General features: G+C 71.0%; 13 protein-coding genes and 1 pseudogene. 9 read left to right on the forward strand and 5 right to left on the reverse strand.

Features of this window, described 5'->3' with window-relative positions; translation table 11 throughout:
- Positions 1-43 precede the first annotated feature (43 nt).
- Positions 44-2899 (forward strand): beta-L-arabinofuranosidase domain-containing protein, encoded by a 2856-nt coding sequence (locus tag ORI94_RS14460; RefSeq protein ID WP_266075213.1) that lies wholly within the window; start codon positions 44-46, stop codon positions 2897-2899.
- A 118-nt stretch (positions 2900-3017) separates the two neighbouring features.
- Entirely contained in the window at positions 3018-3767 is a 750-nt protein-coding gene (locus ORI94_RS14465; protein ID WP_266075215.1) for a DUF4142 domain-containing protein, read from the forward strand.
- A 28-nt stretch (positions 3768-3795) separates the two neighbouring features.
- On the opposite strand, the gene ORI94_RS14470 is transcribed toward ORI94_RS14465, so the two are convergent.
- On the reverse strand, positions 3796-4596 hold the full coding sequence (locus ORI94_RS14470; RefSeq protein ID WP_266075217.1) for a LysR family transcriptional regulator substrate-binding protein: 801 nt from the start codon (positions 4594-4596) through the stop codon (positions 3796-3798).
- A gap of 115 nt (positions 4597-4711) precedes the next feature.
- Here ORI94_RS14470 and ORI94_RS14475 point away from each other — a divergent pair, with 115 nt between their 5' ends.
- Positions 4712-5104: a DUF5997 family protein gene (locus ORI94_RS14475; protein WP_266075218.1), complete on the forward strand. Its 393-nt coding sequence runs from the start codon at positions 4712-4714 to the stop codon at positions 5102-5104.
- A 272-nt stretch (positions 5105-5376) separates the two neighbouring features.
- On the opposite strand, the gene ORI94_RS14480 is transcribed toward ORI94_RS14475, so the two are convergent.
- Both ORI94_RS14480 and ORI94_RS14485 read right to left on the reverse strand, forming a co-directional pair.
- On the reverse strand, positions 5377-5640 hold the full coding sequence (locus ORI94_RS14480) for an ArsR/SmtB family transcription factor (RefSeq protein ID WP_266075221.1): 264 nt from the start codon (positions 5638-5640) through the stop codon (positions 5377-5379).
- A 215-nt stretch (positions 5641-5855) separates the two neighbouring features.
- Complete coding sequence (locus ORI94_RS14485) at positions 5856-6419, reverse strand: TetR/AcrR family transcriptional regulator (RefSeq protein ID WP_266075223.1); 564 nt, start codon at positions 6417-6419, stop codon at positions 5856-5858.
- 139 nt (positions 6420-6558) lie between these two features.
- Between ORI94_RS14485 and ORI94_RS14490 the strand changes: the two genes are divergently transcribed.
- The 5 genes and pseudogenes from ORI94_RS14490 to ORI94_RS14510 all read left to right on the forward strand — a co-directional run bounded on the left by ORI94_RS14490 (position 6559) and on the right by ORI94_RS14510 (position 11106).
- Complete coding sequence (locus tag ORI94_RS14490) at positions 6559-7284, forward strand: SDR family oxidoreductase (RefSeq protein WP_266075225.1); 726 nt, start codon at positions 6559-6561, stop codon at positions 7282-7284.
- Between the two features lie 88 nt (positions 7285-7372).
- Positions 7373-8443: an aldo/keto reductase gene (locus ORI94_RS14495; protein ID WP_266075227.1), complete on the forward strand. Its 1071-nt coding sequence runs from the start codon at positions 7373-7375 to the stop codon at positions 8441-8443.
- A gap of 69 nt (positions 8444-8512) precedes the next feature.
- Entirely contained in the window at positions 8513-9259 is a 747-nt protein-coding gene (locus tag ORI94_RS14500; RefSeq protein ID WP_266075229.1) for an SDR family oxidoreductase, read from the forward strand.
- 347 nt (positions 9260-9606) lie between these two features.
- Positions 9607-9801: pseudogene (locus ORI94_RS14505) on the forward strand (DUF397 domain-containing protein); the annotation flags it as partial.
- A 216-nt stretch (positions 9802-10017) separates the two neighbouring features.
- Positions 10018-11106 (forward strand): MerR family transcriptional regulator, encoded by a 1089-nt coding sequence (locus ORI94_RS14510; protein ID WP_266075231.1) that lies wholly within the window; start codon positions 10018-10020, stop codon positions 11104-11106.
- A 324-nt stretch (positions 11107-11430) separates the two neighbouring features.
- Here ORI94_RS14510 and ORI94_RS14515 read toward each other — a convergent pair whose 3' ends face one another.
- Positions 11431-12681: a cation:proton antiporter gene (locus ORI94_RS14515; RefSeq protein ID WP_266075233.1), complete on the reverse strand. Its 1251-nt coding sequence runs from the start codon at positions 12679-12681 to the stop codon at positions 11431-11433.
- A 4-nt stretch (positions 12682-12685) separates the two neighbouring features.
- Complete coding sequence (locus ORI94_RS14520) at positions 12686-13156, reverse strand: cation:proton antiporter regulatory subunit (RefSeq protein ID WP_266075235.1); 471 nt, start codon at positions 13154-13156, stop codon at positions 12686-12688.
- A 316-nt stretch (positions 13157-13472) separates the two neighbouring features.
- On the opposite strand from ORI94_RS14520, the gene ORI94_RS14525 reads away from it, so the two are divergent.
- Positions 13473-14369 (forward strand): universal stress protein, encoded by an 897-nt coding sequence (locus tag ORI94_RS14525; protein WP_266075237.1) that lies wholly within the window; start codon positions 13473-13475, stop codon positions 14367-14369.
- Positions 14370-14401: the final 32 nt, after the last annotated feature.

Consider the following 14401-nt stretch of genomic DNA (forward strand, 5'->3'; position numbering starts at 1 on the left):
CCCACCCCACGCCGATACCCAGGTCCCGATCAGAGGAGCGTTCATGGCACGGCCCCTCTCCAGACGAACCCTCTTGCGGACCGCGGCCCTCGCGGCGACGGCGACCGCGGTCTCCGCCGAGGCCGCCGGGCGAGCCGCCGCCGCTCCGGGCCCACCGGGCGCCGCGGCAGCCGCCACCAGTGCTGCCGCCGCCTTTACCACCGTCGTGCCGTCCACCTGGACGGTGCGTCCGTTCGGGTTGGAGGACGTGACGCTCGGTCCCGGCGTCTTCGCCGACAAGCGGCACCTGATGCTCGACCACGCCCGGGGCTACGACGTCCACCGGCTGCTCCAGGTGTTCCGCGCCAACGCCGGCCTGCCCACCGGCGGTGCGGTCGCCCCGGGCGGCTGGGAAGGGCTGGACGGGGAGGCCAACGGCAATCTGCGCGGCCACTACACCGGCCACTTCCTGACCATGCTGGCACAGGCGTACCGCAGCACCGGGGAGCAGGTGTTCGCGGACCGGATCGGGACCGTGGTCGGGGCTCTGGCCGAGGTGCGCGAGGCGCTGCGCCACGCTCCGGCGGTGCTGAGCGTCGACGGCCGGTTCGGCCGGGCGGCGGAACAGGTACGGGGCTCCCACCAGTACGTGGACCTCCCCGCCGCCGTTCTGGGCACCGCCCCGGCGCTCACGCTGTCCGCCTGGGTGCGGCCCGCCCACGACGCCGTCTGGGCCCGGGTCTTCGACTTCGGCGACGACACGACCCGCTACCTGTACCTGGCGGCCCGCAACGCGAACGGCGTGCCCCGGTTCGCCGTGACCGCCTCCGGGCCGGGCGGTGAACAGGGGCTCGACGGCACCGCGCCGCTGCCGCTCGGCGAGTGGAGCCACCTGGCCGTCACCCTGGACGGCGCCGCCGGCACCCTCTACGTCGACGGCACCGCCGTGGCCCGCAACACGTCCCTGACCCTGACCCCGGCGTCCCTCGGCCCCCTCGCCCACCACTGGCTGGGCCGCTCCCACTTCTCCGGCGACCCGGTGTTCGCGGGCGCTTTCGAGGAGGTCGACGTCTTCTCGCGCGCGCTGACCGGGGCCGAGATCACCGAGCTGGCCGACCGCCGCGCCGCCGACGCGTCGACCGGCCGGGGCGACCTGGCCTCGTACTCCTTCGACGAGACGTCCGGCGGGACCTTCGCCGACGCCTCCGGCCGCGGACTCGACGCGACGCTGCGCCGCACCTGGGGCGGTCCGAGCCATCCGGGGTTCCTGGCCGCGTACCCGGAGACGCAGTTCATCGAGCTGGAGTCGATGACCGGCAGCGACTACACACGGGTGTGGGCGCCCTACTACACCGCGCACAAGATTCTCCGGGGGCTCCTGGACGCGCATCTCGCCACCGGGGACGACCGCGCGCTCGATCTCGCCTCCGGCCTGTGCGACTGGATGCACGCACGGCTGTCCGTACTGCCCGCGGCCACCCTTCAGCGGATGTGGGGGCTGTTCTCCAGCGGAGAGTTCGGCGGCATCGTGGAGGCGGTCTGCGACCTGCACACGCTCACCGGCCGTGCCGAACACCTCGCCCTGGCCCGCCTGTTCGACCTGGACCGGCTCATCGACGCCTGCGCGGCGAACACCGACGTGCTCGACGGACTGCACGCCAACCAGCACATCCCGGTCTTCACCGGCCTGGTACGGCTGCACGACGAGACGGGCGAGGAGCGGTACCTCACGGCCGCGAAGAACTTCTGGCACATGGTCGTCCCGCATCGCATGTACGGGATCGGCGGCACCAGCAGCGGCGAGTTCTGGCGGGCGCGCGATGTCATCGCGGGCACGATCGGTGCCACCACGGCCGAGACCTGCTGCGCGTACAACATGCTCAAGCTGAGCAGGACGCTGTTCTTCCACGAGCAGGACCCGGCGTACATGGACTACTACGAACGGGCCCTGCACAACCAGGTCCTCGGCTCCAAGCAGGACCGGCCGGACGCGGAGAAGCCGCTCGTCACCTACTTCATCGGCCTGTCGCCCGGTCACGTGCGCGACTACACGCCCAAGCAGGGCACGACGTGCTGCGAGGGAACCGGCCTGGAGAGCGCCACGAAGTACCAGGACTCGGTGTACTTCGCGAAGGCCGACGCGAGCGCCCTGTACGTCAACCTCTACAGCCCCTCCGAACTCACCTGGTCCGAGAAGAGCGTCACGGTCACGCAGACCACCCGCTTCCCCGAGGAGCAGGGCAGCACGCTCACCATCGGGGGCGGCCCCGCCTCGTTCGCCCTGCTGCTGCGCGTGCCGTCCTGGGCGACCGGCGGGTTCCGGGTGACCGTCAACGGGCGGGCGGCGCCCGGGACTCCGGTCCCGGGCGGCTACTTCGGCGTCCGACGGACCTGGCGGGCCGGTGACACCGTGCGGGTCCTGGTGCCGTTCCGGCTGAGGGCGGAGCGCACGCCCGACGACCCCACGCTGCAGACCCTGTTCCTGGGTCCGGTCAACCTGGTCGCCCTGGACCCGTCGACCGAGCACCTGCGGTGCGCGCTGTACGGCAACGCCGGTCTCTCCGGCGATCTGCTGCCCTCGCTCACCCCGGTCGCCGGGAAGCCGTTGCACCACACCCTCGACGGCGTCGAGTTCGCTCCCTTCGCCGAGGGGACCGAGGACCCGGCCCACGCCTACTTCCGGCGCTCGGAACCCCGCGTGGTCTTCGGCACCTCCGACGCCGGCGTCGCCAACCCCGCCCGGAACGACGGCGTCACGCTACTGGACGAGATCTGGGCGGGAGCCCCCTTCGGCAGCAAGGACGCGCTGGTCACGCGGGTACGGACGACGGTCGCCGACTGGGTCCTCGCCGGCCTGCTGAGCGGCACGGACGGTGACAGGGTGGTGCGTACCGCACGGAACGCCTCCTACGCGGCATGAGGCCGTACGGCGGGAGACCGTGCGCGTCCCGGCAGAAGATTTCTTCCGGAACGGTGATTGTCTCGCCACTTCCGTCCGTACTCCCTGGTGTTGGGCTGTTGATACACCAGGAGGAACGATGCGCATCTCGCGCAGCACGGCAGGAACCGCGTTCGTGGGCGGAGCCATGGTTCTCACCCTCTCCGCGCTCGCCTACCCCACCATGCTGGGCGTGCAGAACACATCGAGCACCCCGGACCGGGTCGTCGCCAACACGCAGTACGGCCAGCTGACCGAGGCCGACCGCGACTTCGTGGTCAAGGTGCGCGCGGCCGGGCTGTGGGAACACCCCCTGGGCCTGCTGGCGATGGAACGGGGTACGACGCCGGAGATGAAGGAGGCGGGCGAGCACCTGGTCGTCGGGCACGGGCGGCTCGACGAGAGCTGCCGCAAGATCTCCCTCGAACTGGGCATCACCCTGCCCAACCAGGCCTCGCCCCAGCAGGAACAGTTCGTGGAGAGCATCAAGACCACCAACGACAAGGAATTCGACACCTTGGCGGTGAACATCATGCGGGTGACCCACGGCCAGATCTTCCCGGCGATCGCCAAGGTGCGGGCCAACACCAGGAACACCCTGGTGCGGCAGCTGGCCGACCAGGCCAACGACACCGTGCTCGACCACATCACGGTGCTGGAGAAGACCGGGCTGGTCAATCACGAGCAGGTCAACTTCCAGCAGACCAGCCCGCCCAAGATGCCCCGGGAACAGGTGACGCCGCCAGCCCCGCCGGCGGGCGCCCCGGTGCTGGTGCTCGAGATCCCCGAGGAACTGAAGGACCTCAACACCGTTTCCCCGGCGCCGACGCCGGCCTCGACGGTGAAGTAGACGCCCCGCGGGATCCGGGGCCCCGGGCTCAGGACCCGCGGCGGGGTTTGCCCCGGCGCGGGTTCTTCGGTGTACCGCCGGTGCCGGTGCCCTTCCGCCTCCCGCGGCCGTCCGGCCCTCCCGCCCCCTGCCGGCGCCGGGCCCCGGCTCCGCCCTTCCCGGCGGCCCGTCCGGGTTTCTCCTCGGACTTCCCCTGCGCCGCGGAAGGCTGGGGCCGGGTGCGGCCCCGGGTGCTGTTGACGGTCCGGCCGCGGACGATCCCGATGAACTCCTCCACCAGGTCGGTGGTCGCGTCCTCGGGCCAGGCCAGTGCCACACTCGACTCGGGAGCGCCCTTGAGCGGCCGGTGGGTGAGGTCCTTGCGGTGGTGCAGCCGCGCCAGGGACAGCGGTACGACGAGCACGCCGATCCCGGCCGCGACGAGCTCGACGGCGTCGGCGGTGGTGGAGGGGCGTTCGAGGGCGGGCCTCCCGGGCAGGGTCTCCCAGGTGAGCACGTCGTCGAGGGGGTGCAACAGGATCTCGTCGGCCAGGTCCTCCGGGGACACCTCGTCGACCGCCGTCACGATGTGGTCCCTGGGGACCACGACGACCGTCTGCTCGGTGTAGAGGGGGATCGCGCTGAGCACCGTCCGGTCGACGGGCAGCCGGACGAGACCCGCGTCGGCGTCACCGGCCAGCAGCAGGCCGGCCGTCCGAGCGGCGGGCGCCTGGGTGAGGGTCAGCGGGACACCGGGCAGCCGCTCGTTCCAGACGCGCACCCACTTGCCGGGCATCACCCCGGGTGCGTACACGAGCCGGAACGACGGGGACACATCCGAGGCTGTCACCCTGCCAGGCTACCGTCCGTGGCCACGGGCCCGGACCGCCGGCGACGGCCTGAGGGCCGGCCGCGCCCGCCGGTGGTGGTCGGCGGTCGCGCGTACGGTCGATACCCTGGACACCATGACGTCGCACCAAAACACCCAGACGATGAAGCCCGCGACCGCGGCGAAGAAACTGGGTGTGTACCTCGAGGCCACCCCCGCCGAGTTCCGGGAGGGTGTCGTCTCTCGCGCCGAGCTGAACGCGCTCCAGGCAGACCCGCCCCAGTGGCTGCAGGACCTGCGGCGCAACGGTCCGCACCCCCGCCCCGTGGTCGCGTCGAGGCTGGGCGTCTCCATCGCCGGTCTTGCCCGCGGCGGAATCACCGAGCCGCTCACCACGGAGCAGATCGACGCCCTCAGGGAGGAGCGCCCCGAGTGGCTGGAGCGTGAGCAGGCCACTCAGGCGGAGGTACGCAAGGAGGCGGAGCGCATCAAGCAGCGGGACGCGGAGCGCGCGAAGCAGACCGGCTGACCCCGGCGCACCCTCCCCTCCCCTCCCCTCACGTCACGCCCCCTGACGTCGAACACCCCCGAAGGGATTTTCCCTTCGGGGGTGTTCTCGTTCGAGTGGAACGCCCCAGGGCGCGGACCCGGGGGACACGAACCTGCAGTACCCCTTTCGGAACATAGAAATATCTATCACCATGACTGCGCGCCGGGGCGCGAAGCCGCCCGTCGCCGTAGGTGATTGCCAGACAGTCAGGACTTCGAGACCTGTCCCGCGGTCCCTCTGGGCTCGCCACGTCACGTCAGTAACTGGTCGCCGAGGGGGCTGCGCAGGTAGAGCACGAGGTGTCCGTGCCGGGCCCGGGTGACCAGTCCGGCGCGGTGCAGGACGCCGAGGTGCCGGCTCACCGTGCCGGAAGTGACTTCCAACCGCTGAGCCAGTTCGGTCGTGCTGGTCGGCTGGGTGAGGTGGCCGAGGACACAGGCGCGGGTGCGGCCGGGCAGGTTGGCCAGGGCGGTTGGCGGAGCGGCCTGCGTCGAATGATCCGAGCCGAGAATCAAGCCCCCGCCCCAGGAGAACGGCCGGGCTCTTGAGCGGTCAGGACGGCAGGAGCACCTGCCGAGCCGTTTCGGGCGTCGTCGCGAGGCGGGGAACGAGCCGAACGTAGGCGACCATCCCGTGGGACCTCACCAAGGTCTGGGGTACCACGACCGCCGCGGCAGCAGCCATGTCGTCCGGCATAGGCCGACGTCTCGCCGAACCGCTGGCGTATCGCTTAGCGGGGCCTGAGTCCGTCGACGACGACGTCCAGCATGCGGTTTAGTTGGGGGCGCTGCTCGGGTGCGCCGGCTACGGAAAGCAAACCGGCGAGGATGCCGCCCACGTCGGTCGGGTCGATGTCGCTGCGCAGTTCTCCTGCTGTGGCGCCGGCCTTGAGCACCATCGCCAGGACCTGCTGGACCTCGTCACAGACCGGTCCGGTGCCGAAACGGCCGGAAGCGCTCATGGCCACCAGGGCCTCGCAGATGCCGCGTCGTTCGCCGGCCCAGTCGGCGAATCGGAGCATCCACGCGTGGAGGGCCTGTGCGGGCGGCTCGGTGGCCAGCAGGGTGCGCGCGTCCTCGCGCAAGGGGCGGATCTGGTCCCGGTAGACCTCTTCGACCAGATCCTCTCGGGTGGGGAAGTGCCGGTACAGGGTGGCACTCCCCACTCCCGCGCGCTTGGCGATCGCATCCAGCGAGATCGCGCGTCCGGAGGCGAAGACTTCGGCGGCCGTGACGATCAGCTGCTCGCGGTTGCGCTGCGCGTCGGCGCGCAGGGTGCTGCGTGGAGGTGTCATGGCCTTCGCGATCGTGAGTGCCGGATGAGACTCGGGAACGAATTGGGGATGTCCCCGGTTCAGTGTACGGTGACGCAAACGGGGAGTCCCCCGTTTGTGAAGCAGTCTCGCCGGCTGCTTCAGCGACGAAAGGTTTGCCATGCCTACAGCGCTCATCACCGGGGGGACGACCGGGATCGGCAGAGCGACGGCCGAGCTGCTGCACGCCCGCGGCTACCAGGTCGCGGTCACCGGACAGAATCCTGATTCCCTCACACGGGCACGGTCCGAGCTCCCCGACGACGTGCTCGTCGTCCGATCCGACGCGCGCGTGCTCTCCGACACCGACGCTCTGATGTCGGCGGTGTCGGCGCGGTTCGGGTCACTGGACCTGCTCTTCCTCAACGCCGGGGTATTCCGTCCGGCACCGGTAGCCGAGGTGACGGAGGAATCGTTCGACGAGCACGCCGACCTCAACTTCAAGGGCCAGTACTTCGCCCTCCAAAAAGCCCTTCCCCTCATGAACGACGGCAGCTCGATCGTCCTGACCGTGGGCATCGGATCCCGTCGCGGCAGCCCCGGCGCCACAGTGGGGGCGGGGACACGCGGCGCGCTGTTGGCGATGCTGCCCTCGCTCGCGCTCGAACTGGCTCCGCGCGGAATTCGCGTCAACGCCGTGAGCCCCGGGGCCACCGACACCCCGCTGTTCGACAAGCTGGGAGTGCCCCAGAGCGGTCGGGACGCCATGCGCGCGAAGATCCCCTTCGAGCGCTTCGGATCCAGCCAGGAGGTTGCGGAAGCAGTCGCCTTCCTCGCCTCGGACGCCGCCGGCTACATCACCGGTCAGGACCTCGCCGTGGCCGGCGGCTACGGGCTCGGCGCCTGACACACGGGCACATGCCGGTCGACCGGCCCGCACCTCTCGAACGCCACGCACCACCACCAGCCACGTACCACCACCACAGGAGGACGTCATGCCCCTCACTCTCGACACCTACCGGCTGCTGGGCCGTTCCGGGCTGCGGGTCTCACCGCTGGCGCTGGGCACGGCCACCTTCGGCAACGACTGGGGCTGGGGCGCCGAGCGGGAGGAGGCGCGCAAGCTCTTCGACCGCTACACCGAGCTCGGCGGCAACTTCTTCGACACCGCCAGCACCTACACCAACGGCAGTTCCGAGCGGCTGCTGGGCGAGTTCACCCGCACCAACCGCCCCGAAATGGTCCTGGCGACGAAGTACTCGACGCTGCGCCAGCCCGGTGACCCCAATTCCGGGGGTACGCACCGCAAGAGCATGCTGGCGTCGGTGGAAGCCAGTCTGCGGCAGCTGAACACGGACTACATCGATCTGCTCTATCTGAATGTATGGGACTTCAGGACGCCGGTGGAGGAGATCCTGCGCGGCCTGGACGACCTGGTGAGGCAGGGCAAGGTTCTGTATGTGGGGATCTCCAGCGCCCCTGCCTGGCAGGTGTCGCGCATGCAGGCGATCGCCGACCTGCGTGGCTGGTCGCCGCTGGTCGCACTGGAGATGGAGTACAGCCTGATCGAGCGTACCGGGGAGCGTGACCTGATCCCCATGGCACGCGAGATGGGGCTGGGTGTGGTCTCCTTCTCCCCGCTGGGCGGCGGGGTGCTCACCGGCAAGTACAGCAGGGAGGACCAGAACCCTGTGGGCCCGATCGCCGGCGAGACCGCCGGCAACCGCAAAAGCCTCAACGCCGCCCTGGGATGGGTCACCGACCGTAATCTCGCCATCGCCGATGTGGTAAAGGAGGTGGCCTCGGAGCTGGGCCACACACCTGCCCAGGTCGCACTGGCCTGGAACCTGCGCTCCCCGGGCGTAACGGCACCCATCATCGGCGCCCGCACCGTCGCGCAACTGGAGGACAACCTGGGCGCACTGCAGGTCGACCTCGCTCCCTCCCAGCTGGCCCGCCTCGACGAGGTCAGCGCCATCGACCTCGGCAATCCGCACGGCCTGCTCGCCAGCGACCACATCCGCGCCGTCACCACAGGCGACATGACGATCGAAAACCGCCGCTGATTCACTTCACGAACCGCAACATCCAGACATATCACCACGTTTTCGATGATGGAACGGAGCAACCTCGGCATGGGTAAGTACAGCGACAAGAATGTGGTGATCACGGGTGGCAGCAGCGGCATGGGGCTCGCGGTAGCGGAGCTGCTGGTGCAAGGCGGAGCCCGTGTGGTGATCACCGGCCGGTCTCAGGACACGCTCGACGCGGCGCGCAAGCGGCTCGGCGAGAATGCCGTGGCCGTCCGGAGCGATGTGGCCTCACTGCCCGACCTGGACACGCTCGCCGACCGCGTGAAGAGCGAGCTCGGCTCGATCGAGGCTCTGTTCGTCAACGCCGGAATCTCCGCCCTGACGCCCCTGGAGTCGACGACCGAGGAGGCATACGACGAACTGTTCGCGATCAACGTCAAGGGCGCCTTCTTCACTCTGCAGAAGCTCGCCCCGCTGCTGAGCACGGACGCCGGCGTCGTCCTCACCACCTCGATCGCGAACGTCATCGGCTTGGTGGACACCAGCGTCTACGCGGCCGGCAAAGCGGCGCTGCGCTCGATGGCCCGCACCTTCTCCCGCGAACTGCTTCCGCGAGGTATTCGTGTCAACGCGATCAGCCCGGGTCCCATCGACTCGGGGATTCTGGAAAGGATGAACTTGCCCGAAGAGGCCGCCGAACAGTTCAGGGCGGAGCGGACCGCGAGCAACCCCATGGGGCGTTACGGCACGGTCGAGGAGTTCGCCAAGGCGGCCGCATTCCTCGCCTTCGACGCCACGTACACCACCGGCATCGAGCTGGCCGTGGACGGCGGCGAAACCCAGCTCTGAACTCGCCCTGCCGTCCCGCCACGGGCGTAAGGCCCGCTACGACCGACCGAGAGACTTCCCTCACGACCGTCCAGGGATCATACGGAGGTCTTTTCGTGCGCTCAGCAGGACTGATCACGCAGACGCCGGTCACCGTTCATGGCGAGCATGTCGCGGTGCTCGGGATTGCCGGCCCAGTTCCTGCGCGCGGACGGCACAGATGCGGCGGGTGGTCCTGGCAGCAGCCCTTCGCCCCGCCGACGGCAGGTGAGCGAGTTCTGGCTTCGGTATGGGACGCTGCGGACGCAGGCCCTCAGTACCGAGGAATCCTCGCGCCTCATCAGGCACATGGCAGGGGAGCTGTGAGCATCGGCCAGCACATTGAGCAGTCCGACGACCTCGCGTGGTTCAAGAGCAGCTACAGCGGAACCAACGGCGGCGACTGCGTCGAGGTGGCCGCCGGGGCGGGCGCCGTGTACGTACGGGACTCCAAGACCGTGGGCGACGGCCCCGTGCTGCGGATCCGCCGGGACGGGTGGGCCGCGTTCGTGGCGCTCGCGGCCGTGTGGCGTCACCGTGTTCCCGAGTGTGACGACGGGCTCGTCCGTGTCCTTGAAGTGACGCGGACGAGCCCGTCGCCTGCTGTGGATCCCCGCGACGACCGCGGGTGCCGCAGCCGGGCACGGTGAGCAAGCGGACCGGCCGTCGCCGGGCCTTTCCGGGTCCGGGTTGACCCTCGACCTTGTCGAGGCACGAGGGTCGTGGGCGTGGAGAGCGAGATGCGCAGCATTGGTGAGACGGCCCGGGACTGCGGACTGAGCGTGAGTGCCCTGCGGTTCTACGACCGTGCGGGTGTGCTGGTCCCCGCCTGGGTCGATCCGGTGAGCGGCTACCGCTGGTACGCCCCCGGGCAGCTGGACGAGGCCCGGCTGCTGGCGCGGTTGCGGCGGACCGGCATGCCGCTGGCCGACATCCGGCTGGTGCTGGCCGGCTGGGCCGGCACGGACACCGACCTCGTACGGCAGCTTCTTCAGGCGCACCTGCGCCGGCTGGAACAGGGGTTGTCCCGTGCCCGCGGTGAGTTCTCCACGCTCCGAGCCCTACTCGACGACAGGGAGAACCCCATGACCTCGCTCCGTACCTCCTCGGCCCGGTCGGCCCTTGCCTCGCCCGAGCTGGCCGCCGCGTTGGACGCGGTCCGCTTCGCGGCCGGTACCGGCCCCGAGCTGCCGATGCTCGGCGGGATCCTCTTCGACCTCGAGGGCGAGGCGCTGCGCCTGGTGGCGACCGACCGGTACCGGCTGGCCGTCGCGCGGGTCCCGGTCACCGTGCACAGCGGGTCCCCCGTGCGGGTCCTCGTGCCGCTGCCGCTCGTCGACGCCATGCGTGCGCTGGCCGGAGGCCCCGAGCCCGTACGGCTCGCCGTCGACGGCGACCGGGTGACGCTGGAGACCGAGGGGGGCCGCCAGGTGGCCGGTCGGGTCCTCGATCACGAGTTCCCGGACTACCGCCGTCTGGTCGGTCTTCCCGCCGGGCGCCGCGCCCCGGTCGACGTGGCCGGCTTCCGGGAAGCGGTGCAGGAGGGCCCCGTCCGCACGGGCGAGGTGCGCGAGGAGGACGGGGCGCTCTACGACGTCAGTGTGATCGAGGCCGGCGCCGACGGCACGGTGCGCGTCTGCGACGACGGTGCGGACGGGGACGGTGGCCGTCTCGCGGTCAACCGCGCGTTCCTGCTGGAGGCCCTCGACGCCGGGGCCCGGGAGCGGCTGGTCCTGGAGTTCGGCGCCCCCACGGCGCCCCTCGCGATCCGCCGGCCGGACGACGAGGACACGTTCTCCCTGCTGATGCCGGTCCGGCTGGACGGCTAGGGCCGGGGGCGGGAGTGGCGCCTGCCGCATGCTCCCGGCACGCACTCCCGCCGTCCCCGCATCCGCACCACCCGGAAGCCCGGGTACGCCCGGTACGAGAGCTTTTGGGCGTCGCGCCGGGAGCGCACGCTCCCCCGAGCTCTCGGCTTCGCTCGGGCAGGGGCCCATGACACCGCGCGACCGCCCCTCGGGCGACGACGCCACTTCCGCCACAGGCCCCAGGCCCGGGGTCACCTCACCGAACACCAAGAAGGTCCCGTGCTCCACGCCCCCGCTCGGGGTGGGAACACGGGACCCGTGCCACGGAGAGGGACGGGTCCCGTGCTACGGCCGTTCGCTCTTGCCGTCCTCGACCGGCTCCAGCGTCTCCAGGGCGGGTACGGCCCCGGCAGGGGTGGCCGTGGCGCTCACAGGGGTCTTCTTCCTGGTCAGGCGGAGGGCGATGGGCTCGGTGTAGCGGGCGGTGAGCGGGCCCAGGAGGACCAGGATCAGGACGTAGGAGGTGGCCAGCGGGCCGAGCTGGGGCTCGATGCCCGCAGTGACCGCGAGTCCGGCGATGACGATGGAGAACTCGCCGCGGGCGACCAGCGCGCCGCCCGCGCGCCAGCGTCCCTTCCCGGAGATTCCGGCCCGTCGGGCGGCCCACCAGCCGGTGGCTGTCTTCGTCAGCGCGGTGACGACGGCCAGCACGAAGGCGGGCAGGATCACCGGCGGGATGGACTGCGGGTCGGTGTGCAGTCCGAAGAAGACGAAGAACACCGCGGCGAACAGGTCACGCAGCGGGGCCAGCAGGCTGTGCGCGCCCTCGGCCGCCTCGCCGGACAGGGCGATGCCCACGAGGAACGCCCCGACGGCGGCCGACACCTGCAACTGCTGGGCGAGACCGGCGATGAGCAGGGCCAGGCCGAGGACCACCAGCAGCAGTTTCTCCGGGTCGTCGCTGGAGACGAAGCGTGAGATGACCCGCCCGTAGCGGACGGCGACGAAGAGGACGAGTCCGGCGGCACCGAGCGCGACGGCCAGCGTGACGCTTCCCGCGGCCAGGCTGACGCCGGCCAGCAGGGCGGTGATGATCGGCAGGTAGACCGCCATCGCCAGGTCCTCCAGCACGAGGATGCTGAGGATGACCGGGGTCTCCCGGTTGCCGAGCCGTCCGAGGTCGTTGAGGATCTTGGCGATGACGCCGGAGGAGGAGATCCAGGTGACGCCGGCGAGGACCACGGCGGCGACCGGGCCCCAGCCGAGCAGCAGGGCGAGGATCGCGCCCGGGACGGCGTTCAGCAGCATGTCGACCAGGCCGGCCGGGTACTGGGTCTTGAGGTTGGAGACCAGGTCACTGGCGGTGTACTCGAGGCCGAGCATGAGCAGCAGCAGGATCACGCCGATCTCTGCGCCGATCGCGACGAACTCCTCGCTCGCGCCGAGCGGCAGCAGCCCGCCCTCGCCGAAGGCCAGGCCGGCCAGCAGGTAGAGCGGGATCGGGGAGAACCGCAGGCGCCCGGCGAGGCGCCCCAGGAGACCGAGTCCGAGAATGATCGCGCCGAACTCGATCAGGAAGATCGCGGAAGAGTGCATGCGCTCATTCCCGCCCGAGGATCTCGGCGGCGTTCTCGATGCCCTCGCGCGTCCCGATGACGATGAGCGTGTCACCGCCCGCCAGCCGGAAGTCGGGCGGCGGCGACGGGATCGCCTCGGCCCGGCGCAGTACGGCCACGATCGAGGAGCCGGTGTCGCTGCGCACCCTCGTCTCGCCCAGCACCCTGCCGTTCCAGTGCGAGGCGGCGGACAGCTCGATGCGCTCGGCGACCAGTCCCAGGTCGGTCGTGTGCAGCACGTTCGGGCTGTGGTGAGCGGGCATCAGCGCGTCGACCAGGGCGGCCGATTCGGCGACGCTCAGCCGCAGCGACTGGGCACAGGCGTCCGGGTCGTCGGGACGGTAGACGTTGACCGTGCGGGCACCGTCCCGGTGCGCGACCACGGACAGGTGCTGGTGCTCACGCGTGGTGAGATCGTACTTCACGCCGATGCCCGGCAGTGGCGTGGTGCTCATCCGTGGAGCAGGCACAGCCCGTCCCCTTCCCGGTCTTCTTCTGGTCGTCCGTGTATGACTGAGGGCCCTCATCACGCTGGTGGACGGCCCCAGGCAGGACATGGTGTCATCCCGCGAGCTCACCGGGATGTCGGGTATTGCCACGGACGGGCAGCAGGCGCAACGGCCACCGGTCGCCCACCGCACCGGCCGGGGCCCGGACCCGCGGCTCGGGAGCCTCCGGGTCCGTCCGGCGGCGGGGTGTGCCCCATGGGACCCATGGCGGAGGGACACGCGCGTGGGAGCATTTCCGTGACGCACTGATTCTGGAGGCGTGATGAGTGGTCTGATCGTTGTGGGAGTCGACGGGTCGGCATCGGGCCTGGCCGCGGTGGGGGCCGCGGCGGTGGAGGCCCGGCGGCGCGGGGCCGGGCTGCGAGTGGTGCACGCGTTCCTCTGGCCCGCCATGCATGTGCCACTGGGCGCCTCGCCGCTGGGACCGCCCGAGGGCGGTCTGCGGACCATGGCCGAGAAGCTGGTGGCCGAGGCGGTGGCGCACGCCGAGTCCGTGGCACCGGACGTGGAGGTCTCGCACGCCGTGGTGACGGGCGAACCGCTGACCGTGCTGGAGGCCCAGTCCCGCGACGCGGAGCTCGTGGTCGTCGGATCGCGCGGCATGGGCGGTTTCATCGGACTCCTGGTGGGATCGACGGCGGTGCATCTGGCGAGTCACGGGCGGTGCCCGGTGCTGGTCGTGCGGGAGACGGGAGCCGCGGACGGGCCGGTGGTGCTCGGGGTCGACGGTTCCCCGGCGGGTGCGAAGGCGATCGACTTCGCCTTCGCCGAGGCGTCGCTGCGCGGGGCCGAACTGGTCGCGCTGCACTCCTGGACCAGCTGGAACGCGCCCGCGCCCACGCCGCAGGACGAGAAGGCGCCCTACGCGAGCCGGCCCGGCGAGCTGGGGGCGGCCGAGGAGCGTCTGCTGTCCGAGGCGCTGGCCGGCCGGCAGGAGCGGCACCCCGGTGTGAAGGTGCGGCACGAGGTGGTGCACGGCGGCACACGCGAAGCGCTCATCGGGGCGAGCCGTACGGCTCAGCTGCTGGTGGTCGGGGCCCGGGGGCGGGGCGGGTTCTCCGGACTGCTGCTCGGCTCGGTCAGCCAGGCGATGCTGCACCACGCCCACTGCCCGGTGGCGGTCGTCCGCGGCGGCGGGGAGAAGGACGGGGACGCGTAGACCCCGCGCGCGTCCCGCTTTCCCCTTCCTCC

The organism is Streptomyces sp. NEAU-W12 (assembly GCF_026242095.1).
GTDB lineage: Bacteria > Actinomycetota > Actinomycetes > Streptomycetales > Streptomycetaceae > Streptomyces.